The sequence below is a fragment of the Shinella sp. GW821-FHT11G07 genome, from assembly GCF_058808115.1.
The window spans coordinates 36,733-63,297 of sequence record NZ_JBXARJ010000007.1; the positions used below are offsets into that span (position 1 = coordinate 36,733).

The 26,565-nt window shown below is 62.8% G+C and carries 25 protein-coding genes and 1 pseudogene; 12 read left to right on the forward strand and 14 right to left on the reverse strand.

Translation table 11 applies throughout. From position 1 onward, the window contains the following. The first annotated feature begins 201 nt into the window (after positions 1–201). Positions 202–1,416 carry an NnrS family protein gene (locus AC1RT2_RS14915; protein ID WP_493103004.1) on the forward strand — a complete coding sequence of 405 codons (1,215 nt, stop codon included), beginning with the start codon at positions 202–204 and terminating at the stop codon, positions 1,414–1,416. 39 nt (positions 1,417–1,455) lie between these two features. Here AC1RT2_RS14915 and AC1RT2_RS14920 read toward each other — a convergent pair whose 3' ends face one another. The 4 genes from AC1RT2_RS14920 to AC1RT2_RS14935 are packed head-to-tail and all read right to left on the reverse strand — an operon-like array spanning position 1,456 to position 3,942. Further along, entirely contained in the window at positions 1,456–1,755 is a 300-nt protein-coding gene (locus AC1RT2_RS14920) for a metal-sulfur cluster assembly factor (protein WP_069062210.1), read from the reverse strand. A 4-nt stretch (positions 1,756–1,759) separates the two neighbouring features. Next, positions 1,760–2,281 (reverse strand): DUF2249 domain-containing protein, encoded by a 522-nt coding sequence (locus AC1RT2_RS14925; protein WP_493103006.1) that lies wholly within the window; start codon positions 2,279–2,281, stop codon positions 1,760–1,762. A gap of 2 nt (positions 2,282–2,283) precedes the next feature. Continuing rightward, the gene (locus AC1RT2_RS14930; protein ID WP_493103008.1) at positions 2,284–3,636 is read right to left on the reverse strand and encodes a hypothetical protein; all 1,353 of its coding nucleotides are present in this window, start codon (positions 3,634–3,636) and stop codon (positions 2,284–2,286) included. Between the two features lie 27 nt (positions 3,637–3,663). Continuing rightward, positions 3,664–3,942: a DUF2249 domain-containing protein gene (locus AC1RT2_RS14935; RefSeq protein ID WP_493103010.1), complete on the reverse strand. Its 279-nt coding sequence runs from the start codon at positions 3,940–3,942 to the stop codon at positions 3,664–3,666. 226 nt (positions 3,943–4,168) lie between these two features. Here AC1RT2_RS14935 and hemN point away from each other — a divergent pair. Then, positions 4,169–5,521, forward strand: a pseudogene (gene hemN / locus AC1RT2_RS14940) (oxygen-independent coproporphyrinogen III oxidase). Positions 5,522–5,579: 58 nt separating this feature from the next. Here hemN and AC1RT2_RS14945 read toward each other — a convergent pair. The 5 genes from AC1RT2_RS14945 to AC1RT2_RS14965 all read right to left on the reverse strand — a co-directional run bounded on the left by AC1RT2_RS14945 (position 5,580) and on the right by AC1RT2_RS14965 (position 11,366). Next, a complete protein-coding gene (locus AC1RT2_RS14945; RefSeq protein ID WP_493103012.1) occupies positions 5,580–7,478 on the reverse strand; it encodes a nitric oxide reductase activation protein NorD in 1,899 nt (632 codons plus the stop codon). Between the two features lie 8 nt (positions 7,479–7,486). Beyond that, positions 7,487–8,290 carry a CbbQ/NirQ/NorQ/GpvN family protein gene (locus AC1RT2_RS14950; RefSeq protein ID WP_493103014.1) on the reverse strand — a complete coding sequence of 268 codons (804 nt, stop codon included), beginning with the start codon at positions 8,288–8,290 and terminating at the stop codon, positions 7,487–7,489. Positions 8,291–8,352: 62 nt separating this feature from the next. Continuing rightward, positions 8,353–9,699: a cbb3-type cytochrome c oxidase subunit I gene (locus AC1RT2_RS14955; protein WP_493103016.1), complete on the reverse strand. Its 1,347-nt coding sequence runs from the start codon at positions 9,697–9,699 to the stop codon at positions 8,353–8,355. Positions 9,700–9,723: 24 nt separating this feature from the next. Continuing rightward, a complete protein-coding gene (locus AC1RT2_RS14960; protein WP_493103018.1) occupies positions 9,724–10,176 on the reverse strand; it encodes a c-type cytochrome in 453 nt (150 codons plus the stop codon). Between the two features lie 374 nt (positions 10,177–10,550). Further along, positions 10,551–11,366 carry a MerR family transcriptional regulator gene (locus AC1RT2_RS14965; protein WP_493103020.1) on the reverse strand — a complete coding sequence of 272 codons (816 nt, stop codon included), beginning with the start codon at positions 11,364–11,366 and terminating at the stop codon, positions 10,551–10,553. A gap of 213 nt (positions 11,367–11,579) precedes the next feature. Here AC1RT2_RS14965 and AC1RT2_RS14970 point away from each other — a divergent pair, with 213 nt between their 5' ends. Beyond that, positions 11,580–12,857 carry a 4-aminobutyrate--2-oxoglutarate transaminase gene (locus tag AC1RT2_RS14970; RefSeq protein ID WP_493103022.1) on the forward strand — a complete coding sequence of 426 codons (1,278 nt, stop codon included), beginning with the start codon at positions 11,580–11,582 and terminating at the stop codon, positions 12,855–12,857. A 96-nt stretch (positions 12,858–12,953) separates the two neighbouring features. Then, positions 12,954–14,435, forward strand: a complete 1,482-nt coding sequence (locus tag AC1RT2_RS14975) for an NAD-dependent succinate-semialdehyde dehydrogenase (protein WP_493103024.1) — start codon at positions 12,954–12,956, stop codon at positions 14,433–14,435. A 36-nt stretch (positions 14,436–14,471) separates the two neighbouring features. On the opposite strand, the gene AC1RT2_RS14980 is transcribed toward AC1RT2_RS14975, so the two are convergent. Genes AC1RT2_RS14980 through AC1RT2_RS14995 form a run of 4 tightly spaced genes read right to left on the reverse strand, consistent with a single transcriptional unit; the run spans position 14,472 to position 16,831 of the window. Further along, positions 14,472–14,867, reverse strand: coding sequence for a type II toxin-antitoxin system VapC family toxin (locus tag AC1RT2_RS14980; protein ID WP_493103026.1), 396 nt, complete (start codon positions 14,865–14,867; stop codon positions 14,472–14,474). Continuing rightward, a complete protein-coding gene (locus tag AC1RT2_RS14985; protein ID WP_493103028.1) occupies positions 14,867–15,109 on the reverse strand; it encodes a type II toxin-antitoxin system VapB family antitoxin in 243 nt (80 codons plus the stop codon). The genes AC1RT2_RS14980 and AC1RT2_RS14985 overlap by 1 nt, the downstream gene beginning before the upstream one ends. A 57-nt stretch (positions 15,110–15,166) precedes the next feature. Next, positions 15,167–15,811 (reverse strand): maleylacetoacetate isomerase, encoded by a 645-nt coding sequence (gene maiA, locus AC1RT2_RS14990; RefSeq protein WP_493103030.1) that lies wholly within the window; start codon positions 15,809–15,811, stop codon positions 15,167–15,169. Positions 15,812–15,814: 3 nt separating this feature from the next. Further along, the gene (locus AC1RT2_RS14995) at positions 15,815–16,831 is read right to left on the reverse strand and encodes a fumarylacetoacetate hydrolase family protein (RefSeq protein WP_493103032.1); all 1,017 of its coding nucleotides are present in this window, start codon (positions 16,829–16,831) and stop codon (positions 15,815–15,817) included. Positions 16,832–16,942: 111 nt separating this feature from the next. Between AC1RT2_RS14995 and AC1RT2_RS15000 the strand changes: the two genes are divergently transcribed. Continuing rightward, complete coding sequence (locus AC1RT2_RS15000) at positions 16,943–17,503, forward strand: DUF2585 domain-containing protein (RefSeq protein WP_493103034.1); 561 nt, start codon at positions 16,943–16,945, stop codon at positions 17,501–17,503. Positions 17,504–17,505: 2 nt separating this feature from the next. On the opposite strand, the gene hmgA is transcribed toward AC1RT2_RS15000, so the two are convergent. Continuing rightward, a complete protein-coding gene (hmgA, locus tag AC1RT2_RS15005) occupies positions 17,506–18,846 on the reverse strand; it encodes a homogentisate 1,2-dioxygenase (RefSeq protein WP_493103038.1) in 1,341 nt (446 codons plus the stop codon). A 35-nt stretch (positions 18,847–18,881) separates the two neighbouring features. On the opposite strand from hmgA, the gene AC1RT2_RS15010 reads away from it, so the two are divergent. The 7 genes from AC1RT2_RS15010 to AC1RT2_RS15040 all read left to right on the forward strand — a co-directional run bounded on the left by AC1RT2_RS15010 (position 18,882) and on the right by AC1RT2_RS15040 (position 26,395). Beyond that, entirely contained in the window at positions 18,882–19,388 is a 507-nt protein-coding gene (locus AC1RT2_RS15010) for a MarR family winged helix-turn-helix transcriptional regulator (protein WP_493103040.1), read from the forward strand. 216 nt (positions 19,389–19,604) lie between these two features. After that, the gene (gene repA / locus AC1RT2_RS15015) at positions 19,605–20,816 is read left to right on the forward strand and encodes a plasmid partitioning protein RepA (RefSeq protein ID WP_493103503.1); all 1,212 of its coding nucleotides are present in this window, start codon (positions 19,605–19,607) and stop codon (positions 20,814–20,816) included. A gap of 1 nt (position 20,817) precedes the next feature. Beyond that, the gene (gene repB, locus AC1RT2_RS15020; protein ID WP_493103042.1) at positions 20,818–21,846 is read left to right on the forward strand and encodes a plasmid partitioning protein RepB; all 1,029 of its coding nucleotides are present in this window, start codon (positions 20,818–20,820) and stop codon (positions 21,844–21,846) included. Between the two features lie 179 nt (positions 21,847–22,025). After that, a complete protein-coding gene (locus AC1RT2_RS15025; RefSeq protein WP_493103044.1) occupies positions 22,026–22,319 on the forward strand; it encodes a DUF6074 family protein in 294 nt (97 codons plus the stop codon). A gap of 137 nt (positions 22,320–22,456) precedes the next feature. Next, a complete protein-coding gene (locus AC1RT2_RS15030; protein WP_493103046.1) occupies positions 22,457–23,131 on the forward strand; it encodes a heme-degrading domain-containing protein in 675 nt (224 codons plus the stop codon). An 88-nt stretch (positions 23,132–23,219) separates the two neighbouring features. Beyond that, positions 23,220–25,043, forward strand: coding sequence for a sensor histidine kinase (locus AC1RT2_RS15035; protein WP_493103048.1), 1,824 nt, complete (start codon positions 23,220–23,222; stop codon positions 25,041–25,043). Continuing rightward, entirely contained in the window at positions 25,040–26,395 is a 1,356-nt protein-coding gene (locus AC1RT2_RS15040; RefSeq protein ID WP_493103050.1) for a sigma-54-dependent transcriptional regulator, read from the forward strand. Before AC1RT2_RS15035 ends, AC1RT2_RS15040 begins: the two co-directional genes overlap by 4 nt. Positions 26,396–26,565: the final 170 nt, after the last annotated feature.

Here is a 26,565-nt window from a genome sequence, read left to right on the forward strand (position 1 = left end):
TTTGAAAGAACGGAGCGGTGTTTCGCCCGGTCCTCTCTGTTCTAGGAGCATTCGCGCCGACCTGTTTGTGATGGGACAAACAGGCCTTTCCGGCCGATGCGGCATTTTGGCAGAGGCTGATTTGCTCTTTGCCATCTCGCAAAGAAGGCGCCGCGCATCTGCCCTAGAACAAGCTGACAATTGCAAAGGAACGAGACGATCATGATTGCCAGCCAACCCGCAGCGCGCGTCAGCCGCGCCGTCCCGCGCGGCCTTTCCCGCACCGGCCCGGTTCTGTTTTCCTACGGCTTCCGGCCGTTCTTTCTCGGCGGCGGCGTCTGGGCCATCGTGGCGATGGCGCTCTGGATCGCCGCGATCACCGGCCGCATGGATCTTGCCGGCGAATATGGCGCGCCCAACTGGCATGCGCACGAAATGCTCTTCGGCTTCGCCTCCGCGGTGCTCGCCGGCTTTCTGTTGACGGCCGTGCCGAACTGGACGGGACGCCTGCCCGTATCCGGCTGGCCGCTTGGCGGGCTTTTCGCCCTGTGGTGCGCCGGCCGCGCCGCCCTGCTTGCCACTGAGCAGATCGGCGTGGTGCCGGCGGCGGTCATCGACGGCCTCTTCCTGCCCGCACTCCTTGCCATCTGCACGCGCGAGATCGTGGCGGGACGCAAGTGGAAGGACCTGAAGGTGCTTGCCGGCCTGCTGGCGCTGTCACTCGCAAACGGCCTCTTCCACGTCGCCGCCATCGATGGCGAGCATGACCGCCTTGCGATCCGCCTTGCGGTCTCCGCCTATGTCATGCTGGTGATGATCGTTGGCGGCCGCATCCTGCCGAGCTTCACGCGCAACTGGCTGAACAAGTCCGGCCGCACGGATTTCCCCTTGCCCTACAATCACTTCGACAGCGTCGCCATCATCGGCGGCATCTGCGCTCTTGCCGCCTGGACGGTCGCACCCGAGCACCCGACGACGGCGGGGCTCGGCCTTGCGGTCGCCGCCCTGCACTGCATCCGCCTCCATCGCTGGCGCGGCTGGACGACGAGGCCGGAAAAACTGATCGCCGTTCTCCACGTCGCCTATGCCTTCGTGCCGCTCGGCTTCGCGGCCATCGGCGTCAGCGCCCTCGGCTACCTGGAAGAACGATCCGTGCTGCACCTCCTTTCGGTCGGTGCTATCGCCGGCATGATGCTGGCGGTGATGACGCGGGCGAGCCTCGGCCATACCGGTCATGCGCTGACCGCCTCGCGCCTCACCGTCACCTCCTATGCCGCCCTGATCCTGTGCGCGCTGGTGCGCCCGCTTGGAGAAATCTTGCCTGCTGCCAGCCCGCAGATCTACGCCGCCGCCGGCCTCCTCTGGATCGCGGCCTTCAGCCTGTTCTGCCTGGAATATGCGCCGATCCTCGCCCGCAAGCGCCGCACGCCGCTCTGAATCAAACGGCCCGGAGTTTTCCTCTCCGGGCCGTTCTCTTCAAAATGCTTCCGTCATCATCTCCGGCGTCCAGGGCGGCTCGTAGGTCATGTGCACCTCGGCATATTCGACGCCCGGCACGTACCAGACGCAGTTGCCGACCGCCTCCTTGAGATAATCGCCGGCCGGGCAGCCGCGTGTCGTCGTGGTCATGGTGACGCGAGCAATGCCGCCATCCTCCACATCCACCGCATAGATCAGCCCGAGATCGACGATGTTGCGGCCGATCTCGGGGTCGATGATCATGCGCAGGGCATCGCGGATATCGTCCGCAAGCCTTGCTTTCTCTCCGTCGCCCATCGCTTCAGCCCTTCCGCACGAGGATGCGGTAGGCCGAGCCCGTTTCGTCGAAATTGCCGGCCCACTGGTGGCCGCGCTTCGTCAGTTCCGCGAAAAGGAACAGCGGCTCTCGGGACAGCAGTGCGAAGAGTACCTCGCCCGGCGCCAGCCCTTCTGCGACCGCCAAGATGCGCACCATGGGCTCCGGCGGGTCTAGATCGGTAAGATCGAGATGCCGGACCGGATCCGGCCAGGTCTCGGGACGTTCGGCATCGGCGGAGATTTCGACCGGTGCCGCATCCGTCTGCGGTGTGAACAGCACCTCCCAGTCGCCGTCCTCGACCTCGCGGACCTGATGATCGAAGCCCCGGCTCGCCATGACGCGAAACAGCGGCTGCGGCCGAAACGTGGCGAGGAGTTTCAGGCTCTGCCCGGGATGAAGCCCTTGCACCGCCTCCATGATCGCCTGGAACGGCTCTCCGCCGCTGCGCAGGATCGGCCGCACGTCGAGCACCTTTGGCGCGATCTCGGTTGAAATGTCGGGCATGGTCATCTCCTTGAAGCGGATAGGGGCAGAAAGAGGTGTGGCCGTATCATGCCGGGCGGTGCACGGAGCGCCAGCGGCACGACAGAAAGCCGACGGGCGCAGATGAACTCGTGTATCAACGCCAGCGTGGCGGCGAGCTGCAGGCAGACGGCACCGCGAAAAAGAACGGGCGTGCCCGCCAAAAGCGCAAGCGTCGCCACCGCCACAGCGCCGTAGTAGATCCAGAACACAATACGCGCGCGGGTCTCATCGACGAGGTCCTGCACACGCGGCACCGGCGCCCGGCCGAGCACCGGACCATAGGCTTCCAGCCAGGTGAGGAAAGCGACGATCTTGTAGAGCTGGGCAAGCCCGAGGCCGCTCAGCCAACCAAAGACGAAGAGGTAGGACAGTGCCATCACCGCCTCACCGGTGCGAATTGCGGGTACGTTGACGAGGGCAATTGCGATGGCAAGGGCGACGAAGGCGGGGAAAGCCGCACGGATGTTCAATTCGGCCTGCCTGCGTTTGCGTGCGCGGTAGATGCCGAGGACATCCCCGGCGTAGAGCAACGCAGCCACCAATGTCAGCAGCAGCGCAGCCGCAAACAGCAGGTCCGCGCCGGCAAGCGCAAACAGCACAAGCGGAACACAGGCGGCGACGAGCCCGATCGCAACGCTTGCCAGCCACCACATGGCACGGCTTGTCCGCCGCTCCACCTCGGGCGCCAGCAGGAACATGGCAAGCAGACGATAACTGACGCCGGCCGCAGTGACGCTGAGCCAGCCGCCGAGCCCGAGCACCGCATGCAATTCCACACCGTCAGCGACCAGCCGGGCCAGCAGCGCATTTTCGCTGGAGCCCGACAGCACCAGGGTAAAGCTGGCACCGAGCAGGATTGCACCGAAGAGGGAAACGAGCCCCGTCGCGACGAAGCGAGCCGGCAGCGGCAGGGGACGCGCGGCACAAAGCGTCACGGCAAGAATGCCGGCGACAAGCCCAAAACCACCGAAAAGCAGGCTGCCGCCAAGCGGCAACAGAAGGAGCGGCAGGTCCAGCGCACCGGAAAGCGCAACGAACCCGCCGACGAGAAACGCAAGGCCACCGACGAGCAGACCCAGCGCCGGCGCGGCAAACCGTCCGCCAACGAGGGGGCGGGCGATGAGAACCGGCACGAATTGCAGCAGCGCGCCCGCCATCAACAGGCTCAGCCAACCGATCGCGATGACATGGACGACCACCAGCGTCTCCGGCGCACCGACAGCCGCATCCGGATAGCCGTAGCCGGCAACCATCAGGCCCTGCCCCGCGACCAGCATCAGACAGGCGGCGGCGAAATAGGACATGGTCCAGCGAGAGAGCGTGGCGCCCGGCATGTCGTTTCTCCCTCGCCGCGTCCAGTTCTAGTGGTCCGCACCGCAGCAGCAGTCGCAGCCACCATCTTCGAGCCGGTCGATCTCGACGCGCCAGACGGCCGGGCCCTCTTCCAGATAATCCCAGCCGAACTGTCCGGGAAAATTCGTTTCGAGCTGGTAGTGCAGCGGGCGTGGGTCGTGGTCGCTGGTGATCAGCATGGATTTGCCGGGCAGCAATGCGCCGAGCATGCCGAAGATGCGCGGATGACGCTCGCGCGGCGGAACGGCGCGGACGTCGATGGCGGGTTTTTCCTGGTGGTCTGACATGGTCTGGTGTTTCCGTCCCGGCCGCTCCGATCCTGTTCCGGAAGGCACGGCCCGACCCGACCGGAACCGCCTGACGCTAGCCGCACGACCTTCCCGTCACTTTGATCAACCGCAAACAAAACCCTAAATGCGGACCGCAGCACCTGGTGCTTGGCTTTGCGCAAAGAAGCCCCTCCATCCCGGCCCTAGGTTTTCCTCAATCGACCATCCAGACAGAGGAAACCCCATGCGACAGGACCTGATCGAGAAATACGGTGAAGCGCGACTGCCGCGCTATACGAGCTATCCGACAGCGCCCGGTTTCTCGCCCACCGTCGGCGCCGGCACCTATGGCGACTGGCTCTCCGCCATCAAGCCGGGCACGAACGCCTCGCTCTACCTTCACATCCCCTTCTGCCGGTCCATGTGCTGGTATTGCGGGTGTCACACCACCATCACCCAGCGAGACGCGCCGATCCTCGACTATATCGACATGCTGCGCAAAGAGATCGGCCTCGTCGCGGAGAGGGTCGGCCATCGTCCGAGAATCCGTCATGTACATTTTGGCGGTGGCACGCCGACGATCATGCAGCCGGAAGAATTCCGCGACCTGATCGGCCTTCTGCGCACCCGCTTCACCTTCACCGCCGGCATGGAAATCGCCGTCGAGATCGATCCGCGTACCCTGACGCCCGAGATGGCCGATGCACTTGGCGCGGCGGGCGTCACCCGCGCCAGCCTCGGCGTGCAGAGTTTCGATCCGGTCGTGCAGAAGGCGATCAACCGCATCCAGAGCGAAGCCCAGACGGCCGAAGCCGTGGCGCGGCTGCACAAAGCCGGCATCAAGGGTATCAATTTCGACCTCATCTATGGGCTGCCGCACCAGACGGTGGCCTCCTGCATCGAGACGGCAATGGCGGCCGTCCTGATGCGGCCGGAACGTTTCGCCGTCTTCGGCTATGCCCATATCCCCTCCTTCAAGAAACACTAGCGGCTGATCGACGAACGCGCCCTGCCGGATGCAGCACTGCGCGCGGAGCAGGCCGCGGCGATCGCCGACACGCTCGCCGCGGCCGGCTATGTCCGCATCGGCCTCGATCACTATGCGCTGGAGGATGACACCCTCGCACTGGCCGCACGACGCGGCCGTCTGCATCGCAACTTCCAGGGTTACACCACGGACGCCTGCACCACGCTCATCGGCTTCGGGGCATCGGCCATCGGCCGCACACCGGAGGGCTACATCCAGAACGAGGTGCCGCCCGGCCTCTATGCCCAACGCATCGCCTCCGGCCGGCTCGCCACCGTCAAGGGCTACCGACTGACGGCGGAAGACCGGCTGCGCGCCGAGATCATCGAGCGTCTGATGTGCGATTTCCGTGTCGACGTCACCACGCTTGCCGCCCGGCACGGTTTCGACGGGGCACCACTTCTCGACGGCAATGCCCGGCTGGCCGCGCTCAACGAGGACGGCGGGATCGACATTCGCGGCGGCACGGTCACCGTGCGGCAGGACCATCGCTTCATCGTCCGCGCCGTTGCTGCGGCCTTCGACGCCTATATCGACCAGTCGGCGCGCACGCATAGCAAAGCCGCCTGAACGGAAAAGGCCCGGCATGGTGCGGCATGCCGGGCCTGTCTCGCGGTATCGTGCGCCTCTATCCCACAAGACCGCGATAGATCGCCGGCAGCGCCGCAGGCAGCCGAGCGATATTGCTGACGATGGCGTAACCATTCCTCCCGAAGATCGCCGGCACATAGGCCTGCGCCTCCCGGTCGACCGTCACGCCGAACACGCTGAGGCCTGAGCGCCGAGCCTCGTTCACAGCGCGACGGCTATCCTCCAGCGCGAAACGGCCCTCGTAGTGATCGACATCGTTCGGCTTACCATCGGTGAGCAGGAGGAGAAGCTTGCGGCGGTTCGGCTGTTCCCGCAGCTTTGCCGCTGCATGGCGGATTGCCGGGCCGATGCGAGTGTAAAAACCCGGCTTCAGCGCTGCGATGCGCGCCTCCACGCCATGCCCCATCGGCTCGCCGAAATCCTTCACCGTCTCGATACGCACCCAGGAGCGGCGGCGCGAGGTGAAGGTCAGGATCGAATGGCTGTCGCCGCAGGCGGCAAGCCCGTGCGCCAGCACGAGCAGCGCCTCCTTCTCCACGTCGAGCACCCGGCGGTCGTCGAACCAGGCATCCGTCGAAAGCGACACATCGACGAGGATGGTGACGGCGAGGTCGTGCACCTGCGGCCGGCTCATCAGGTGGATCCGGTCGCTGCCCTGTCCGCCGGCGGCAAGGTCGCTGCGTGCCCTGACCACGGCGTCGAGATCGAGCTCGGCACCGTCGAGTTGCGCGCGCAGCACTTCATGGCGCGGCCGCAGCACCTCGAACTGCCGGCGCACGCGGCGGATCAGGCTTTTGGTATCGGCGTCAGGTTCCGGCACGGCGGCCGTATCCGGTGCTGGCAACGCAAGGACGCGGCAATGATCCGGCAGGTAGGTGGCAGTGCGATAATCCCATTCGGGATAGGTAAATTCGCCAGTGAGGCGTGTGCGGTCGAGCGCCTCGGGCGGCAGGTCGAGATCAAAGCGGAAGCGCGCGGCGGGACGGCCCTTGCGCTCGCCGAGCGTCATGTCGTCCAGCTCGTCGGCCGCAGACGCGTCGTGGTCGTCGCTGTCATCGCCGGGGCGATCGACATTGACCATCTCCGCCATGGCCAGGATCTTCTCGAAGCGGTTGAGGATGAAGGGGCTGCGCTCGCTCTTGCGGGCCTCCGCCTTTTCTCGCTGCGCAATATGCCGCCCGGTCTCCCCCGCCTGCGGCGTGTCGTCGCTTGTCGGCTGGTCCTCTTCTGCCCTCCCCTCCCCATCCGCGCGCAGCAATGCCTCCGGCCAGAGCGGCACCGGCAACATCGGCAGATAGCGCGGCGGCGCACGGTGGGGGAGGATGACCGGTGGCGTATCATCGGCAAGCCCCGCACCCACCCTCAACAGGCTGAGAATGCGGTTCTCGACATGGCACTCGACGGAGGGCAGCGGCCGGACTTTGCGCGCTGCGAGCGTCGCGGCACAGAGGCGGCTGTATCGCCGGGCAAGGCCCGGAAAAGCAACGAGCACGGCTTTCGTCGTCGCTTCCGCCCGCTGGAGGATGGCGAGGTCGCGCTGCAGTGGATCATCGTGGGTGACCTGGTCGAGCGGCATCACGGCCATCCCGGCGGCAAGCCAGGTATAGAGGTCGCGGTTGAGGCCGCGCTCGGGGAAGAGGCTGATCTCGCCGGGCAGCATGAGCGTTGCATGGTCACGGCCGGGCTGCACCAGCTTCTCCTCGCCGAGGCCCATGCGCTGGCGAAGCCGCAGGCGGTGCGTCGATGTGCGGCCACGCGCCGGCGCGATCTGCACCGCGCCCTCCCCGCCGAACCCGCGGAAGCAGATGGCAAGCACCGGCCGTATCTCCTCCAGACGGACGGCATGGTCAGGATGGCTCGCCCAGCTGCCGGTCTTGCCGACGAGCCGATGCCAGGCCCGGCCGACTGTTTCCTCAAGCTCCAGAAAATCCAGCATGATGCCCCTCAGCGGATCATCGCATCGGCGATTTCGAGAAGAGCGGCGCGGGCGTCCGGCTCGTCGGTGAGCGGTTCGATCATTGCGGCGCGCACGGCCTCGCGCACCGCCATGCCGCTATCGATGAGGCAGGCGCAATAGACGAGAAGACGCGTGGAGACACCCTCTTCAAGGTCATGGCCCTTGAGGGCCCGCAAGCGATGCGCGAGATCGACGAGTGGTGCTACGCGGGCTTCGTCCAGGCCGCTTTCGGTCGCAACGACCGCGATCTCCTCCGCCTTCGGCAGGAAATCGAACGCGATGGCGACGAAACGCTGGCGGGTGGAGGGTTTCAGCGCTTTCAGGAGGTTCTGGTAGCCGGGATTGTAGGAGACGACGAGCATGAAGCCGGGCGGCGCTTCCAGCACCTCGCCGGTGCGCTCCAGCGGCAGGATGCGCCGGTCGTCGGTGAGCGGATGCAGCACGACGGCGACGTCCTTGCGGGCTTCCACGATCTCGTCGAGATAGCAGATCCCGCCCTCGCGCACCGCCCGCGTCAGCGGCCCGTCGACCCAGACCGTATCACCGCCCTTCAGCAGGTAGCGGCCGGTGAGGTCGGCAGCCGAGAGATCGTCGTGGCAGGAGACGGTCGACAGCGGCAGGCCGAGCCTTGCGGCCATATGGCTGACGAAGCGGGTCTTGCCGCAGCCGGTCGGGCCTTTCAGCAAGAGCGGCAGCTGGCGCACCCACGCCTTTTCGAAGAGGGCGCATTCGTTGCCGGAAGGGCTGTAGGCGGGAATGTCGGCACGCGCCGTCTTGAGCATGACGTTCATTTCGATCTCCGTAATGTCAAAAGGATGTGCCGGCCCCGCGGGATGACGGGGCCGGCCAACGCTCACTCGGCCGGCTGGACCAGCCGGGTGAGGCTGTCGCGACGCTCCCGGCCGGGCACGAGCACCGCCCAGATGAACATCAGCGCCGCGACGAGCACGACGACGCCCGAGCCGAGGCGCACCCAGTAGAACAGGGCAAGCTGGTCCTGCACGTCCATGAAGCCCTCGCCGAGCACGCGCTGGAGGTGAACCTGCACGACGCCGGCAAAGGTGAGCGCGAAGGTCATCACCGACATGGCGGTGCACATGAGCCAGAAGCTGGCGATCGAGAGCCATTGGTTGAACGGCGCGCGGCCGCGGATTTCCGGGATGGCATAGGCCATCATGGCGAGGTTCAGCATCACATAGGCGCCGAAGAAGGCGAGATGGCCGTGCGCGGCGGTGACCTGCGTGCCATGGGTGTAGTAGTTCACCGACGACAGCGTGTGCAGGAAGCCCCAGACCCCGGCGCCGAAGAAGGCCATGACCGAGCAACCGATCGACCACAGCAGCGCCGCCTTGTTCGGATGGTTGCGGCCGGCCTTCCAGGTCATCACGAAGGTGAAGATGACCATGGTGAAGAACGGCGCCACTTCCAGTGTTGAAAACAGCGAACCGATCCACTGCCAGTAGCCCGGCGCGCCGATCCAGTAATAGTGGTGGCCGGTGCCGAGAATGCCCGAGAAGAGTGCCAGGCCGACGATGACATAGAGCCACTTTTCCACGACCTCGCGGTCGATGCCGTTGAGCTTGATCATCAGGAAGGCCAGCACGGAGGCCATGATCAGCTCCCAGACGCCCTCGACCCACAGATGGATGACGTACCACCAGTACATCTTGTCGAGCGCCAGGTTGATGGGGTTGTAGAAGGCGAACAGGAAGAAGAGCGCGAGGCCCCAGAGACCGAAGAGCAGGATGTTGATGACCGTGGTCTTGCGACCCTTCAGCGCCGTCATGGTGATGTTGAACAGGAACATCAGCACCACCACGACGATGCCGACCTTGGCAATGAAGGTCTGTTCGAGGAATTCACGGCCCTCATGGATGCGGAACATGTAGCCGACGACCGTCAGGCCGGCCGCGATGAAGAACATCCAGAACTGCAGGACGGCGAGCTTCGGGCTGTAAAGCTCCGTCTCGGTCTCCTCCGGGATCATGTAGTAGGTCGCGCCCATGAAGCCCATGAGCAGCCAGACGACGAGCGCATTGGTGTGGATCATGCGCACGATGTTGAAGGGCAGAAGCTCGGACAGCACATTCGGCAGCACGTAGATCGTGCCGGCGAGAACCCCGAAGAGCACCTGGGCGAGGAACAGGCCGAGCGCGCCGTAAAAATACAGCATCGCGACCTTTTGCGTTTGATATTTCATGTCTTTCTCCTGGGCGCTTGTCGGTCAGCCGGCATCGTTCGGCGGCCAGTTCTGGGTCAGGATCCGGCTCGTCCATTCGAGGAAATCGGCCAGATCGTTGAGTTCCTGTTCGGTAAGGTTGAACTGCGGCATCTGCCGCCGGCCTTCCGCCCCGCTCGGCTGGGCAGCCATCCAGGCCTTCAAGACCTCGCGCGCGCCTTCCGGGTCATCGACGCCGCCATAGCGCTTCCACACATTGCCGAGCTCGGGCGCGAAATAGGCGCCTTCGCCAAGCAACGTGTGGCAGTTGATACAGGCGTTCTTTTCCCAGACATGTTTTCCGCGTGCGACGCTGTCGCTCAGCGTGGTCTCGTCGGTGGAGGTGGTGCGAATGTAATAGTGAGAGTGGGCCGTAAGCCCCACGAAGATCGCGAAGAAGAAGATGGACCCGCCATAGAAGACATTGCGGGCCCCGGTCTTGGTTAGGCGCTCTGCCATCCCCTGGTCCTTTCCTTGCCGAGGCCCTGCGAGCCCGGCGCCAAACCCGCCGACTGGCTTGCCGGCGAGCCCCTCGCCGGCAGTGCGGGACGTCTTCGGTTCTAGCGTCGGGGAAAAAGCCTTCTTTGCGCATTGGCAAAGAACGAGGCGGTTCGTCAGCCGATGAGCGTGACGGCGACCGCGCGGGCGAGTGCAAGCAGCACGCAGTTCCATGAAATCGAGGATGGCGCTTGCCGAAGATACCCTGCGCGGGACTAGGATCGCTGGGGGAAGCTGCGGAGAGGATCGACTATCGCCTTGAACGGGCCTTCAGCCGCTAGTTGGGCTACCCACCGAGCGAATTCGCGCGAAACATCGCGGCATAGCCGTTTCGGCTAGAACGTCGGCGGGGTGTTGATCCAGATCAGCACCGTCTCGCCGTCGTGGCGGTTGCGCCAGGCGTGGCGGCGGCAGCTTTCGAAGTACAGGCTGTCGCCGGGGCCGAGGTCGTGGAATTCGTGGCCGTCCAGCACCATTTCGATGTGGCCGGAGAGCACGTGTACGAACTCCTCGCCTTCGTGTTTGTAGGCTCCGTCGGAGGAGGCGCCGGGGGCGAGCACGAAGCGATGGCAATCCATCATGTTCCGCCCGTCCGCCAAAACCTGTACGGTGACGCCCGGGGAGGTTTCCGGCCAGAATTTCCACTCCCCGGCCCTGACAACCGAACGGTTGTCATTTTCTTCTTCGCCCGAGAGTTTCGAGACGGTCGTGTCATAATAGGCTGCGAGGTCGTGCAGCACGCGGAAGGTCACGCCCTGCGAGGTGCGTTCGAAGGTGGAAAGCACCGATGTCGCGATGCCGATATCGCCGGCGACCTGTTCCAGGGTCTTGCCCGTCGCATGGCGCAGGCTGCGCAGCTTTCGACCGACGCCCTGGGGCGCTTCGCCGTCGGCGGAATGTGTGTCACCGCTGGGCTCTTCGGCTTCCAGCGCCTCACGAATGGCGGCCGGGTTGAGGCCACGTTCCGTCCTGAACCAGGCGATACGCTTCAGCCGCGCGACGTCGTCGCCGCTATATTGGCGGTGACCGGTCTCCGAGCGGCCCGGCACGACGAGGCCCTGCGTTTCCCAAAGCCTGAGCGTCGACGCCGAAACGCCGGCGAGCCGTGCGGCCTCCGCCACCTTATAGTGCACCGGCTCCTCGGAACCCATCGCGCCAAATCCCTGATTCTGTAGTAGTGTCTTTTATAGCATTCCCGACAGACCGCGCTCGATTTCGAACGTGGGCCTGTCACCGCAAAATCCGTCATAGTGCGGGCTTAAAATGCCCATTGCATTCTTGCAGAAAAAATGTAGGAATTCCACAAGAAGCTTGCAGAAAAAATGCAAGTTATTGAACGAAGCCTCCAGATTCAGGATAGCGCCATGACCGCCACGCCCCTTACAGACCGCAAGAACGCCGCCATTTCGCGTGGCGTCGGCATGACCACGCAGATCTACGCCGACCGTGCGGAGAATGCGGAAATCTGGGACAAGGAAGGCAACCGCTACATCGATTTTGCCGCCGGCATCGCCGTCGTCAACACCGGCCATCGCCATCCGCGCGTCATCGAAGCCGTCAAGGCCCAGCTCGACCGCTTCACGCACACCTGCCACCAGGTCGTGCCCTATGAAAACTATGTCGAGCTTGCCGAGCGCCTGAACGCCATCACCCCCGGCAACTTCGCCAAGAAGACGATCTTCGTCACCACCGGTGCCGAAGCCGTCGAAAACGCCGTGAAGATCGCCCGCGCCGCCACCGGCCGCCAGGCCGTCATCGCCTTTTCCGGCGGCTTCCACGGCCGTACCTTCATGGGCATGGCGCTGACCGGCAAGGTCGTGCCTTACAAGGTCGGTTTCGGCGCCATGCCGGCCGACGTCTTCCATGCGCCCTTCCCGGTCGAGATGCACGGCACCACCACCGAGCAGTCGCTCGGCGTGCTGAAGAAGCTTTTTGCCGCCGACGTTGACCCGAACCGCGTTGCCGCGATCATCATCGAGCCGGTGCAGGGCGAAGGCGGTTTCTACCCGGTCCCGGTCGCCTTCATGAAGGCGCTGCGCGAAATCTGCGACCAGCACGGCATCCTGCTCATCGCCGACGAAGTCCAGACCGGCTTTGCCCGTACCGGCAAGCTCTTCGCCATGGAGCACTACGGCATTGCGGCCGACATCACGACCATGGCTAAGGGCCTTGGTGGTGGTTTCCCGATCGCTGCCGTCACCGGCCGCGCGGAAATCATGGATGCGCCCGGCCCCGGTGGTCTCGGCGGCACCTATGCCGGCAGCCCGATCGGCGTTGCGGCGGCCCATGCCGTGCTCGATGTCATCAAGGACGAGGATCTCTGCAACCGTGCCGAAAACCTCGGTGCGCGCCTCAAGCAGCGCCTCGCCTCGCTGCAGGACAAGGTTCCGGAAATCGTCGATATCCGCGGACCGGGCTTCATGAACGCCGTCGAGTTCAACGACGTTTCGACGAAGCTGCCGAGCGCTGAATTCGCCAACAAGGTGCGCCTGAAAGCCCTCGAAAAGGGCCTGATCCTGCTCACCTGCGGCGTACATGGCAACGTCATCCGCTTCCTGGCGCCGATCACCATCCAGGACGCGGTTTTCGCCGAGGCACTCGATATCCTCGAAGCTGCGATGATCGAAGCCCGCGCCTCCTGATCGGCAACGCGCAAGACTGAACCACATCCTCCCAAGGCAACACCCGGGGCATACGCTCCGGGTGAACGCCCTTCCTTTTCCGCAAGGAGCGACATCATGGCCTTCTACGATGCTCTCACCAAGCACCTGAAGTCGACTGAATTCCTGCGCGATGCAGGCTATGTCAACGGCAACTGGATCGGCGGCAACGGTGCCGAGACCTTTGACGTCTTCAACCCCGCGACCGGCGAGAAACTCGCGACGCTGCCGGAAATGGGCGCCGATGAGACCGCCGCCGCCATCGACGCCGCCTACAAGGTGCAGCCGGCCTGGGCGGCCCGCCCGGCAAAGGACCGCAGCGTGCTGCTGCGCAAGTGGTTTGATCTCATCGTCGCCAATGCCGATGAACTGGCCGCGATCCTCACCGCCGAAATGGGCAAGCCGCTGGCCGAAGCCAAGGGCGAAATCCTCTACGCAGCGTCCTATGTCGAATGGTATGCGGAAGAAGCCAAGCGCATCAACGGCGAGACGATCCCCGCCCCGTCTGTCGACAAGCGCATGCTGGTCATCAAGCAGCCGGTCGGCGTCGTTGGCACGATCACGCCCTGGAACTTCCCGGCCGCGATGATCGCTCGTAAGGTCGCCCCCGCACTCGCCGTCGGCTGCACGGTGGTGTCGAAGCCTGCCGAACAGACTCCGCTTTCGGCAATCGCCCTTGCAGTGCTCGCCGAAAAGGCCGGCATCCCGGCCGGCGCCTTCAATGTCATTCTCGGCACCGACGGCCCGGCGATCGGCAAGGAGCTTTGCTTCAATCCGAAAGTCCGGAAAATCTCGTTCACAGGTTCGACCGAGGTCGGCCGCATCCTGATGCGCCAGTGCTCCGACCAGATCAAGAAGGTCAGCCTGGAGCTCGGCGGCAACGCGCCCTTCATCGTCTTCGACGACGCGAATATCGACGCGGCCGTGGAAGGCGCTATGGCCTCCAAGTACCGCAACGCCGGCCAGACCTGCGTCTGCGCCAACCGGCTCTATGTACAGTCGAACGTCTATGATGCCTTCGCCGAGAAGCTGGCAAAGAAGGTCGCCGAACTGTCCGTCGGCAATGGTTTTGACAAGGGCACGACGATCGGTCCGCTGATCGAGGAAGCGGCTATCGAAAAGGTCGAGGCGCATATTGCTGACGCCGTTTCGAAGGGCGCTACGGTGGTTGCCGGCGGCAAGCGCGTCGAGGGCAACGGCACCTTCTTCGAGCCAACCGTTCTGAAAGGCGTTGCGCGCGGCATGACGGTTGCGCGGGAGGAAACCTTCGGCCCCGTCGCCCCGCTCTTCCGCTTCGAAACAGTCGAGGATGTGATCGAACAGGCGAACGATACAGAGTTCGGCCTTGCCGCGTATTTCTACGCCGGTGACCTGAAGAAGGTCTGGAAGGTCGCGGAAGCGCTGGAATACGGCATGGTCGGCGTGAATACGGGCATCATTTCCTCCGAAGCCGCCCCCTTCGGCGGCATCAAGCAGTCCGGCCTCGGCCGTGAAGGATCTGCCCATGGTGCGGATGACTATCTGGAAATGAAATATGTCTGCATGGGCGAAGTCGCCTGATGCTTTCGGATCGCCCCGCCTCGTGCGGGGCGATTCTTATGCGGCATCGATATCCGTCTGCAAAAAGTCGTCACCGTTGTAGAGCAACGGCATGCCGAGTTGCCGCGCGCAGGCATAGGCGAAACAGTCGCCAAAATTGAGCGCAGCCGGGTGGCGACCCTTGCCGAAGCGCTGATGAGCGACAACGGCCATTTCGCCAATCTCCAGATTGACGGGCTCGACTTTGACGAAGAGCAGCTTCATGAAATCCGTGACGAGTTTGAGAGCATCCATAGGCGCAAGCTGGCGCTGTCGCCCGAGTGCCAGTGAGGTCTCCCAAACGGCCATGGGGGATGTATACCGGATCTCGGCTCGCTGCAGGCGCGCCAAAAGCTCCTCCGCCCCTTCCTCATAGGCTAGGATCGCAACGAAGGCCGACGCGTCGACGAACATCAGTCGTCCTCATAGAGGCTATCGATGAAGGCCTTGTCGGCGGGCGGGCCTTTTTTGGGGTATTTGGCATCGAGTTCGCGAACAAAAGCCCGCGCCTTTTCCACCAGTGTCGGCTCGCCCTCCACCCGCTCCAATTCATGCGCAAGCGCCCGCCGCACCGCCTCGGTCTTGCTGACCTTGCGTAGCGTGGACAGTCTCTCGGCGAGCCGGTCGACCTCCTGGTCCTTGACATAGAGCGGCATGGTATATCCTTCCCTTGCTGAGGGTATATATAACATGCCGCGTCCCGTTCCAAAAGATCAGGCCGGTTTCACCGCCTGCGGATGCGCCGCCAGGAAGGCCGGGAGCGCCAGGCAGGTTTCAGCAATGCGCCGAACTTTGGCGAGGCCGGCAATGTCGACGCCCCAACGCTCCGCATTGTAGACCTGCGGCACAAGGCAGAAATCGGCCATGGTGGGCGTCTCGCCGTGGCAGAAGGTGCCGGTTGCCGGATTGTCGAGCAGCGCCTCGACGGCGGTAAGGCCCTCGCCGATGAATTTCTTCATCCAGCCGACGCGAACCTCTTCCCCTCCCCCGGTGATCTCCAGGACGTGGTTGATGACGCCCGTGTTGCAGACGGCATGGATTTCCATGGCGATGGCGCAGGAGAGTGCGCGCACCCGCTGCCGGCCGAGCGGATCGGCCGGCAGGAAACGCGCCTCCGGGCGCGTTTCGCAGAGGTATTCGATGATTGCGAGGGATTGCGTCAACGTCTGCCCATCGATCACCAGGGCCGGAACAAGGCCCTGGGGGTTTCGAGCGCGATGCTCCGGCGCACGCTGCTCTCCCGCGAGCAGATCAACCGAAATCCGCCGATAGGGTAAGCCGAGGCTTTCGAGCGCGATGCGCACACGATAGCTGGCGGAGGAGCGCCAGTAGTCGAAGAGCACGATGTCGTCGTTCACTCTTTAGCCCTTCTCGTATTGCTGCACGGTCTGCTCGATCGCGCCGAAGATCGAATGACCCGTCTTGTCCTTCATCTCGATGCGCACGGTGTCGCCGAATTTCAGGAAAGGCGTTTTCGGAGCGCCGTTGACAATCGTCTCGATTGTGCGGATTTCCGCGATGCAGGAATAGCCGGCACCACCCTCCGAGACCGGCTTGCCGGGCCCGCCATCGAGCTTGTTGGAAACGGTGCCGGAGCCAATGATCGAACCGGCGACGAGCGGCCGGGTCTTCGCCGCATGGGCGACGAGCTGGCCAAAATCGAAGGTCATGTCGATGCCGGTATTGGCCTTGCCGAAAGCTTGGTCGTTGATCGAGACAAGCAGCGGCAGATGCAGCTTGCCGCCGTCCCAGGCGTCGCCCAGCTCATCGGGTGTCACGGCGACGGGGGAGAAGGTCGAGGACGGTTTCGACTGGAAGAAGCCGAAGCCCTTGGCGAGTTCAGCCGGAATGAGGCCGCGCAACGAGACATCGTTGACTAACATGACCAATTTAATCGCCGCGCGCGCTTCCTCCACGCTCGCCCCCATCGGCACATCGCCGACGATTACGGCGACTTCGCCTTCCATGTCGATGCCCCAGGCCTCGTCGGCTGCGAGAATGGGATCGCGCGGCCCCAGAAAGCTGTCGGAGCCGCCCTGGTACATCAGGGGGTCCGTCCAGAAACTATCCGGCATCTCGGCATTGCGGGCCTTGCGCACCAGTTCGACGTGATTGACGTAGGCGGAGCCGTCTGCCCACTGGTAGGCGCGCGGCAGGGGAGAAGCGGCGTCGTGCTCATGGAAACGGGCGGTCGGCTGCGAGCCGGTTTCCAGCCCCTCGGCGACACGCCCCAGCCGCGGCGCGACATGGTCCCAGTCGTCCAGCGCATCCTGCAAGGTGCGGGCGATATGGCCCACTTCCGAGCAGCGCGTCAGATCGCGCGAGACGACCACCAACCGGCCATCACGGGTGGAATTCTTCAGCGTCGCAAGTTTCATGCGTGTCTCTCCCGATCTTGTTTGCAGCCGTCAAACTGTGTCATCTTCCGGCGCCTGTCTCCACCCTCGTGCGCCGCTCCCACGACGCATCGCATTCTCAAGGAATCCCGCTTGAACCGCTCGGTCCGAAATTCCCTGCTGATCGTCCTCGGCTTCACCGCCGCGACGGCCATCATCCTTTATACGATGGGTCAGCCGCTCATCTGCAAGTGCGGATATGTCAAACTCTGGCATGGCGTCGTTTTTTCTTCGGAAAACTCGCAACATCTGTCCGATTGGTACACGCCGAGCCATATCATCCACGGCATTCTGTTCTTCGGCTTCTTCACACTGATATTGCCCAAGGCGAGCATCAATGTGCGCCTGGTGCTCTCGCTCATCGTGGAATGCGCCTGGGAAATCCTCGAAAACACCGACATGATCATCAACCGCTACCGTGAATCGACGATCTCGCTCGATTATTTCGGCGATAGCGTGATCAATTCGAGCGCGGACATCCTCGCCATGGTCATCGGCTTCTTCCTTGCCGCGCGCCTGCCGGTCTGGGCGAGCGTCGCGCTGATCGTCGTCTTCGAGGCGACGACGATCTATCTCATCCGTGACGGACTGGCGCTGAACATCCTGATGCTCGTCTGGCCGATGGAAGCGGTAAAGGCCTGGCAGGGCGGCTAACTTCATTTGATGCCCGGCGTGCCGTCGAATTTGCGCTCCAGGCCATCCCAGCAGTCGAGGTAATTGTCCTGCAATGTCTCCAGTTCGGCTGCGAACTTGGTGAGCTGCTGCGGATAACGGGTCTCGAACATGAAGGCCATCGTGTGGTCGAGCTTGACGGGCTTCAACTCGCTGTTGGAGGCTTTTTCGAAGCCTGTCGTGTCCGGCCCGTGCGGCAGCATCATGTTGTGCAGGCTCATGCCGCCGGGCACGAAGCCCTCCTCCTTGGCGTCGTACTGGCCGTGGATCAACCCCATGAACTCGCTCATGATATTACGGTGATACCACGGCGGGCGGAAGGTGTGCTCGGCCACCAGCCAGCGCGGCGGGAAGATGACGAAGTCGATATTCGCCGTGCCTGCCTCTTCCGTTGGTGCCGTCAGCACCGTGAAGATCGACGGGTCGGGATGGTCGAAGAGGATCGCCCCGACCGGTGAATAGGTGCGCAGGTCATATTTGAACGGCGTGTAGTTGCCGTGCCAGGCAACGACGTCGAGCGGCGAATGGCCGATATCCGTGACGTAGAACTTTCCGCACCATTTCACATGCACCCGGCAGGGCGTTTCCTTGTCCTCGTAGGCGGCGACCGGCATCTTGAAGTCGCGTGGGTTGGCAAGGCAATTCGCGCCGATCGGCCCGCGGTCCGGCAAGGTGAATTTCGCGCCATAGTTCTCGCAGACGTAACCGCGCCAGGTGTCTCCTTCACCGATGCGGGAGACCTTGAACATCATGCCGCGTGGGATGAGGCAGATTTCCAACGGTTCGACATCCATGATGCCCATTTCGGTGAAGACGCGGATGGCGCCCAACTGGGGCACGACCAGCAATTCGCCGTCGGCATTGAAGAAATAGTCGTCCACCATATCGGCATTGAATGTGTAGGCATGCGCGGCCATGCCGACCTGGGTCAACACGTCGCCCGCGGTCGTCATCGTCCGCATGCCGTCGAGAAAGCTCTGCGTCTCCTTCGTCGCCGGCAATGGATTCCAGCGCAGCTGGCCGAGCGGCAGGGAATGATCGTCGAGGCAGGGCGCCGTTTTCCAATGCGGATAGCTGGCATTCGAAAAGCGACGCGTGTGGCGCACGCTCGGGCGGATGCGGTAGAGCCAGGAGCGTTCATTGGTGCCGCGCGGAGCCGTGAAGGGCGAGCCGGAAAGCTGCTCGGCATAAAGGCCGTAGTTGCATTTCTGCGGGCTGTTCTGGCCCTGCGGCAGGGCACCGGGCAGGGATTCCGTCTCGAAATCATTGCCGAAGCCCGGCATGTATTTCAGGCTGTTGGACGTCTCCGTCGCATGATCCGACATGGTTTGCCCTCCTCGCAAAGCGTGCGTATAGTCATATGGTTACAGATGTAACTTTCTATTTTGTAACCATCAAGGCGCGTGTCGTGGACTTCAAGCTCGAGAGTTTCCTGCCCTACAGGCTCAACCAGGCGGCCGAGCGCGTGAGCCAGCGCTTTGCCGCGCAATACCGCTCACGCTACCACATGACCCGGCCGGAATGGCGCGCACTCGCGGCAATCGGGACCTATGGCCGCATGACGGCGACCGAGATCGGGGCCAATTCCAGCATGCACAAGACGAAGGTATCCCGCGCCGTGCGGGCGCTGGAGGAGAAGCGCTGGCTGAAGCGCAGCGAGCATGCCGAGGACCGGCGCGTCGAACATCTGGAGCTGACGCCTGCCGGCAAGCGTATCTACGCAGAGATGATTGAACTTGCCAAAGCCTATGAGCAGGAGTTGGCGATGCTTCTCGGCGCAAGCGGCATGCAACAACTGGAAGCCGGTCTCACAACGATCGAGGTAAAAATGGCCTCCGAAACAGGCCGCCGCGGCCCAAAGGACTGATGCACATGAACCGATGGGAGCGGATCGGTTCGAACCTTTCATGGGACGCGGGTCCCGGATCTCGCCGAATCGACGCGCGCGGTAACAGATCGCTGATGGGCGATGTCGTTTCGCCCGACCCGTTAACCATTATTGCCTTGCCCTTGAATCGGAATTGATTCTAGATGCGATTCAAACCCTCACATGGGCTGCAAATCGCATTTTGAGGTTATGGACATGAATATGGCCACAACAGTCGGGCAGGCAATTTCCGACATCGACCAGCTGATCATCGGCCAGGCGCACGAACTGTCAGACAAGCTTAAGCAGCATCGTCTGGAGATGTTTCCTCCCGTCGCGCAAAAATCCCTGCGCCAGTTTCAATTGAGCGAAGCCGCCCATTTCCTCGGCGTTACGAGCGGGTATCTGCGCAATCTCTCGCTGGAATCCAAGGGGCCCCTGCCACAGGCCACTCCGTCCGGCCGCCGGTCCTATTCGGCCGGGCAGTTGCAGGAGATGCGGGAGTATCTGGACCAGAACGGTCGTGGCGGACAGCGCTACGTCCCACGGCGACGCTCGAGTGAACATCTTCAGGTGATCGCGGTCGTGAACTTCAAGGGCGGCTCTGGCAAGACCACAACGACAGCGCATCTCGCACAGCATCTGGCCCTGACCGGGCACCGCGTGCTGGCCGTCGATCTCGACCCGCAGGCGAGCCTTTCGGCGCTGCACGGGTTCCAGCCGGAATTCGACGTCGACGAAAATGAGACGTTGTACGCGGCGATCCGCTACGACGAGCACAGGCGGCCGCTCAAGGAGATCATCAGGAAGACCAACTTTCCCGGCCTCGACATCGTGCCCGGCAATCTCGAACTCATGGAGTTCGAACACGATACGCCACGTATTCTGGCGCAGGGCAACAAGGACGACTACGGCCGGATTTTCTTCGCGCGGCTGGACGAGGCGCTCTCCTCCGTCGCCGACGACTATGACGTCGTGGTGATCGATTGCCCGCCACAGCTCGGCTTTCTGACGATGAGCGCGATCTGCGGGGCGACGGCGGTGCTTATCACCGTGCATCCGCAGATGCTCGATGTCATGTCCATGTGCCAGTTCCTGCAGATGCTGGGCGAGGTCTTGAACACCCTGAAGAGCGCCGGCGGCAACATGAACCTCGATTGGCTCCGCTATCTCGTCACGCGCTACGACCCGGCCGACGGGCCGCAGACGCAGATGGTTGCGTTCATGCGCTCCATGTTCAAGCAACATGTCCTGACCAATTCGATGGTCAGAAGTGTCGCCATTGCCGACGCCGCACTCACCAACCAGACCCTATACGAGGTCGACCGAAGCCAGTTCACCCGCGCAACCTATGACCGCGCCTTTGAATCCATGGAAGCGGTCAATGCGGAGATCGTTGAAATGATTCACAAAGCCTGGGGGCGTTGAGATGGCGCGCAAGAACGTTCTTTCGAACCTGATGGCACCGGCATCGGACAAAGTGACATCGACAAATCCTTCCCATGAAGAGCCCGCGCGTCAGCATGTTAGCTACAAGGGCCTCGGCGCACTGGGTGCCGTGACGCGCAGCATCGACGCACTTGCCGCCAAGGCGGATGCGGCCAAGGAAATGGAAGCCAAGCTGACGGCCGGCGAGGTCGTTATCGAACTCGAAGCTGACCAGATCGAAGACTCCTTCATCTCGGACCGGCTGGTGCATTCGGACGAGCAATTCCAGGAACTCGTCGAAGCGATGCGCATCCGCGGACAGGATTCGCCCATCCTCGTGCGCCCGCACCCCGAGAAGAACGGCGTTTACCAGATCGCCTTCGGCCACCGGCGCGCAAAAGCGGCCCGGTTGCTCGGCCGGCCCGTTCGTGCCGTCGTCAAGCTGCTTACCGATCGCGACCATGTCATCGCGCAAGGCCAGGAAAACAGTGCGCGTGCAGACCTGTCCTTCCTCGAGCGGGCAACCTTTGCCGGTGAACTCGAGGCACGCGGATTTGACCGCGAGACGATCATGGCCGCACTCAGCGCCGACAAGACGACCGTGTCGAAAATGCTTTCGGTGGTGAACCGCATTCCGAAGTCGGTCAGGGCCAGCATCGGTCCGGCGCTGGCCATTGGCCGCGACCGTTGGCACGAATTGGCGACGCGGTTCGACGAGTCGACCAACGAAGACAGGGCAATCGAGTTTCTGGGCCGCGAGCGGGTGCAAGGCCGAACGCCGGAAGACCGGTTCAATCTCGTCAGCAATCACCTGACCCAAAAAGAGGCACCGGAGACAAACAAACCCGCGGCCGAGGAATGGTCGCGCAAGGATGGCGCCGTTCGCGCCAGCATCAAGACCAATGGCCGCCAATACACGATCGCGCTGAAGGCCGCAGAAGCAGCCGCGTTCGGCCTTTACATCACCCAGAATCTGGACCGTCTCTACGAAGCGTTCCGCACGGAAGCCAAACAAGAATCGGAAGATTGATCCGCGGCGAATTCTCGCCTTGTTCGATATCGTTGCTGATGGCGCTCGTGCGGACGCTGGGGCGCCGCTAAAGCGGCGGGCCGATATGGGGCACGTTGATACCGCAAATTGCGGCCTGGAAACCGCATGTTAACCATGGGCTTATTAATTATGAGGGAGAAGATAAGGAACTCGATTCTATGCCCTCACCTGCCCCGGTCCAGCCACGCCGCCCTTCGATTGCCGCCGAAACCAGACCGGTCGTTCCATTTCCCGCTGAACGCCGGACGGCTCATGTCCGTCGCTGCGCTGGAGAACTAGGCGAGCTGAACGGCGAGGAAGCACGTCGCTATTGGCAGAAGGTTTGCCGCGAACTTGCGGACGAAATGCGCAAGTTCGGCTCGTGCGAAAACCAGGCACGCGAGGCCGTGTTCGCTTTCCAGGACGAAGTACAGCAGGAACTCCAGCGCAAGCATGCCGCAGGAGGCGCTTGATTTTCCCGAAATGGAAAGCTCGCGCTTGTTGAGCCGAGCTGATGCGGGGCGCCTGGGCGGGTTTTGCCATTCCCGTGCGCCACATCATCCATGGTGATTGCGGCAGGCTTTGGTGCCATCGATCATAGATCGGCCGCTTGACGCCAATTCGACATCCGAAAAAATCCCAAGGCATTCTTTTTCCATCCCAGAAAAGGATGGTGGGCAAGCCGCCGCGCGCAAAGGATGATCTCCGCTCGCCGCCGCCCAACTCTTCCCCTTCTCGAAAAGGGTCGCTAAGGATCAATAACGTTGATCAAAGGGGGACAGCCATGACAGAGACGGTTGCACAGGATATCCAGCGGCTTGAAGAACAGGAGCGGCTTCTTCGCTTCAGCCGGTTCAGCCCGGACGACGCGTGGGCGCTGGGCAATCAGCTGCGCGAAACGGCCCTGTCTATCGGTGCCGGCGTAGCGATAGACATTTCGCTACGGGATCGTGTGCTGTTCCATTGCGCACTCCCCGGCACCAACACAGACAATGTTGAATGGATAAGACGCAAGCGGAACACCGTGTTTCGGCTTTGGCATTCATCCTATCTCGTCGGACGGCGTCTGGCGCTTTCCGGGCGCGGACAGGAAGAAGCGCATAACCTTCCGTTGACGGACTTTGCGGTGCATGGCGGCGGCTTCCCGCTTTTTGTCGCGGACCTCGGTTGTGTCGGCGCCGTCACGGTTTCCGGCGTACCACAACGCGTCGACCATGCGATCATCACCGACGCGATCGCTGCTTTCCTGAAGGTCGACCTCGGCGACAGCCGGCTGCCCGACTGAGCCCCTCCCCTAGGAAAGAAGCGAGCCGCTCACTAAAATAGGTCACCGGCCTCTGGTCGGTGACGAACGGAAGAGGAGCCGTCTTTCTGTGAAGCTGCGTCATGCTCTGGCCTTCGCGGTCTTGCCGATCGTTATCCTCCTTGCCGTGTTGCAAGGGGGGGCGCTGCTCACGCGCAGCTACATGGATGAAGCGTCGTCACAGGCCGGTTCCGCGTTGCGCCTTGCGGTGGCAGCACTTGCCGGCCATCTCAGCCGATATGAGCCGTTGCCTGCCCTGATCGCCGATCACGACGATATCGAGGCGCTGCTCCAGTCGCCGGAGAGCCCTGCCCTACGGCAAACGGCAAACGAATATCTCAAGGAAATCAATCGACTGCTGGAGTCGTCCGATATCTATGTCATGACGCCGGATGGCAATACCGTCGCCGCCAGCAACTATGGCATGCCCGGAACCTTCGTCGGGCAGAACTTCAACTACCGCCCCTATTTCCAGGATGCGATTGCGGGTCGGCAGGCACGGTTCTACGCGCTCGGCACGACATCCCTGAAGCGGGGTTACTATTTTTCCTCCCCGGTAGAAGTGGCGGGAAAGATCCTTGGCGTCATCGTCTTCAAGGTCGATATCGATTCAATCGAGGGTTCCTGGCGCGGCGGTGAGTACAAGATCTTCGTCGCCGATCCCGAAGGCATCATCTTCATGACCGGCAGTCCGGAATGGCTCTATTCCGGCATCCTGCCTCTGGATGCACCGCGCCTCGCCCGCACGCAGACATCCCGACGTTATGCCGAGGCCGAGTTGAAGCCTTTGCCCGCGACGGAATCCGTTTACTACGGTCAACATTTGATGCAGATCCCCGGAAATGGAACGACGCGGGAATATCTGCGCCTGTCTCACTACATGCCGGAAGCCGACTGGACCGTGAATGTTCTTCTCGACACCGCATCGGTCAGAACGCAGGCGCGCACCGCGTTGATCGCGATCCTCTTGTTCATCTGCCTCGCCGCGCTGGGTGCCGCGGTGCTCTGGCAGCGTCGTTCCCGCGTAGAGGAACGGTTGCGATTGCAAGAAGAGACCCGGAACGAGCTGGAGCGACGGGTCGAGGAGCGCACGGCGGACCTCGCGCGGGTCAATGAGCAGATCGAGCTTGAAATCGCCGAACGGCGGTTGACCGAGCAGGAACTGCGCAAGACGCAGGGCGACCTGATCCAGGCCGGTAAACTCGCGGGCCTTGGCCAGATGTCAGCAGCGCTTTCGCATGAATTCAACCAACCGCTTGCTGCCGCCAAAAGCTACGCAGACAGTGCCGCGCTCCTCATCGACCGTGGCCGTGTGCCGGAGGCGCAGGACAATGTGCGCCGCATCTCCAGCCTTATCGACCGCATGGCATCGATAAGCCGCCACTTACGCAACTTCGCGCGCAAACCGAACGAGAAGCTCGGCCCGGTTCCCCTCCCCGACGTGATTGCGGATACGCTGGAGATTGTCGCGCCGCGGCTCAAGTCGGCAGATGCCGAACTTGTTGTCGAACTGTCGGGCACGGATCTTACCGTTAAAGCCGGCCCCGTGCGGCTCCAGCAGGTCCTGGTGAACATCGTCAGCAATGCTGCGGATGCGGTCGAAGGATTGAAAAATCGCAAGATTGTCCTCTCGGCATTTCGATCGGAAAACGGTGTTGTCGTCGAAGTGCGCGACCGCGGCGCCGGTGTGCCGGCGGCCATTGCCGAACGCATCTTTGACCCCTTCTTCACGACAAAGGGCGTTGGCAAGGGATTAGGCCTTGGCCTCTCAATTTCGTATAACATTATCAAGGACTTCGGTGGGAACCTGACCGTCTGGAACCACCCGGACGGCGGGGCTGTCTTCTCCATTGTTCTCGAGGCTTCGGCACCATCGCGGGAGGCGGCAGAATGAGTGGTTCGCGTATTCTTCTGATCGACGACGAAGAGGAAATGCGCCGATCCTCGGCCCAGGCATTGGAGCTCTACGGATTGGAGGTCGATACGTTTTCCAGTGCCGAGCGGGTGCTGGAACTCGTCGGTTATGCCTTCGACGGCGTCGTGGTCAGCGACATTCGCATGCCCGGCATGGATGGAATGACATTGCTCCAGCGCATTCGCGAGGTCGATCCGGAGGTGCCGGTCATTCTCGTGACGGGCCATGCCGATGTGCAACTGGCGGTCAGCGCCATGCGGGCAGGCGTCTATGACTTCCTTGAAAAGCCGTTCACCGCACAGCATCTGGCCGGCATCATTCGCCGCGCCATGGACCGCAGGAGCCTTGTGCTGGAAAACCGCCGCCTGCGGGCGGTCGCCGGCAAGCGGGACGATATCGAGGCGCGGCTGCCCGGTCGTACGCAGGTCATGGTGGATTTGCGCTATCGGGTGCGAGCAATCGGCGCGACGGATGCCGATACGCTGATCATCGGGGAGACGGGGGCCGGCAAGGAAGTGGTGGCCCGTGCCCTTCATGATATCAGCGCACGCGCCGACCGCCCGTTCATTGCCATCAATTGCGCAGCCCTCCCCGAAAACCTTATCGAGAGCGAACTGTTCGGGCACGAAGCTGGCGCCTTTCCGGGGGCACTGCGCCCGCGTTACGGCAAGTTCGAACACGGCCGCGGCGGCACAATCCTTCTCGATGAGATCGGCTCCATGCCGTTCGACCTACAGGCAAAATTCCTGCGTGTCCTGCAGGAGCGGGTCATTACGCGGCTGGGCTCGAACGAGCCTGTGCCGCTGGATGTGCGTTTTATCGCAACAAGCAAGGTGAACCTGGAAGCCGAGGTGGCCGCCGGCCGGTTCCGGGCGGACCTGCTTTATCGTTTGAACGTTGCGACGATGCATGTTCCATCGTTGGCGCAGCGGCGGGACGATATCCCCCTGCTCTTTCTCCAGCTCGTGCGCGAGGCGGCGGCGCGCTATGTACGAAACGACGTCGATGTGCCTGCCGAACTGATGACCGAAATTGCCGGGCGCAGCTGGCCCGGCAATGTGCGTGAGCTTCGCAATGCCGCTGATCGGCTTGTGCTGGGGCTGGATGCCGGTGTGGAAAATGCGCCCGTTGGCATCGGTCCGCAGCGCCTCTCGGATAAGGTGGCAGCCTTTGAACGCGGGCTGATTGCCAGTGCTCTGGCGGCCCATGGTGGCAGTCTGAAGCCCGTTTACGAGCAATTGGGCGTCTCGCGAAAGACGCTTTACGAGAAGATGCAGAAATACGGCCTCGACAAGAACATCAACATGGCGGCGTTTCAGGACGACATGTGACACCCTGATGGGTGGAAATCCACCCAAGCCGAAGCCACTTTGTTCCCAAACCTACCCACCAAGGCAGTTTACTGCGGTAAATTCGGGCCGGCGAATGCGGCCGTCGCTTGCTCTTGAGGCCGACAAAGCCCCTGTTGAGACATCCAGGACCGGCGCGGGAGGAGCCACGC

Coding starts and splice junctions, on each gene's coding strand:
- AC1RT2_RS14955 (WP_493103016.1), bottom strand. CDS start 9,699: ATGAAATATCAAACGCAAAAGGTCGCGATGCTGTATTTTTACGGCGCG.
- AC1RT2_RS14975 (WP_493103024.1), top strand. CDS start 12,954: ATGGCCTTCTACGATGCTCTCACCAAGCACCTGAAGTCGACTGAATTC.
- repA (WP_493103503.1), top strand. CDS start 19,605: ATGAATATGGCCACAACAGTCGGGCAGGCAATTTCCGACATCGACCAG.
- AC1RT2_RS15040 (WP_493103050.1), top strand. CDS start 25,040: ATGAGTGGTTCGCGTATTCTTCTGATCGACGACGAAGAGGAAATGCGC.
- AC1RT2_RS14925 (WP_493103006.1), bottom strand. CDS start 2,281: ATGCCCGACATTTCAACCGAGATCGCGCCAAAGGTGCTCGACGTGCGG.
- AC1RT2_RS14915 (WP_493103004.1), top strand. CDS start 202: ATGATTGCCAGCCAACCCGCAGCGCGCGTCAGCCGCGCCGTCCCGCGC.
- AC1RT2_RS15010 (WP_493103040.1), top strand. CDS start 18,882: ATGGTTACAGATGTAACTTTCTATTTTGTAACCATCAAGGCGCGTGTC.
- AC1RT2_RS14930 (WP_493103008.1), bottom strand. CDS start 3,636: ATGCCGGGCGCCACGCTCTCTCGCTGGACCATGTCCTATTTCGCCGCC.
- AC1RT2_RS14945 (WP_493103012.1), bottom strand. CDS start 7,478: ATGCTGGATTTTCTGGAGCTTGAGGAAACAGTCGGCCGGGCCTGGCAT.
- AC1RT2_RS14935 (WP_493103010.1), bottom strand. CDS start 3,942: ATGTCAGACCACCAGGAAAAACCCGCCATCGACGTCCGCGCCGTTCCG.
- AC1RT2_RS14995 (WP_493103032.1), bottom strand. CDS start 16,831: ATGAAACTTGCGACGCTGAAGAATTCCACCCGTGATGGCCGGTTGGTG.
- repB (WP_493103042.1), top strand. CDS start 20,818: ATGGCGCGCAAGAACGTTCTTTCGAACCTGATGGCACCGGCATCGGAC.
- AC1RT2_RS14985 (WP_493103028.1), bottom strand. CDS start 15,109: ATGCCGCTCTATGTCAAGGACCAGGAGGTCGACCGGCTCGCCGAGAGA.
- hmgA (WP_493103038.1), bottom strand. CDS start 18,846: ATGTCGGATCATGCGACGGAGACGTCCAACAGCCTGAAATACATGCCG.
- AC1RT2_RS15025 (WP_493103044.1), top strand. CDS start 22,026: ATGCCCTCACCTGCCCCGGTCCAGCCACGCCGCCCTTCGATTGCCGCC.
- AC1RT2_RS14970 (WP_493103022.1), top strand. CDS start 11,580: ATGACCGCCACGCCCCTTACAGACCGCAAGAACGCCGCCATTTCGCGT.
- AC1RT2_RS14950 (WP_493103014.1), bottom strand. CDS start 8,290: ATGAACGTCATGCTCAAGACGGCGCGTGCCGACATTCCCGCCTACAGC.
- AC1RT2_RS14960 (WP_493103018.1), bottom strand. CDS start 10,176: ATGGCAGAGCGCCTAACCAAGACCGGGGCCCGCAATGTCTTCTATGGC.
- AC1RT2_RS14980 (WP_493103026.1), bottom strand. CDS start 14,867: ATGTTCGTCGACGCGTCGGCCTTCGTTGCGATCCTAGCCTATGAGGAA.
- AC1RT2_RS14965 (WP_493103020.1), bottom strand. CDS start 11,366: ATGGGTTCCGAGGAGCCGGTGCACTATAAGGTGGCGGAGGCCGCACGG.
- AC1RT2_RS14920 (WP_069062210.1), bottom strand. CDS start 1,755: ATGGGCGACGGAGAGAAAGCAAGGCTTGCGGACGATATCCGCGATGCC.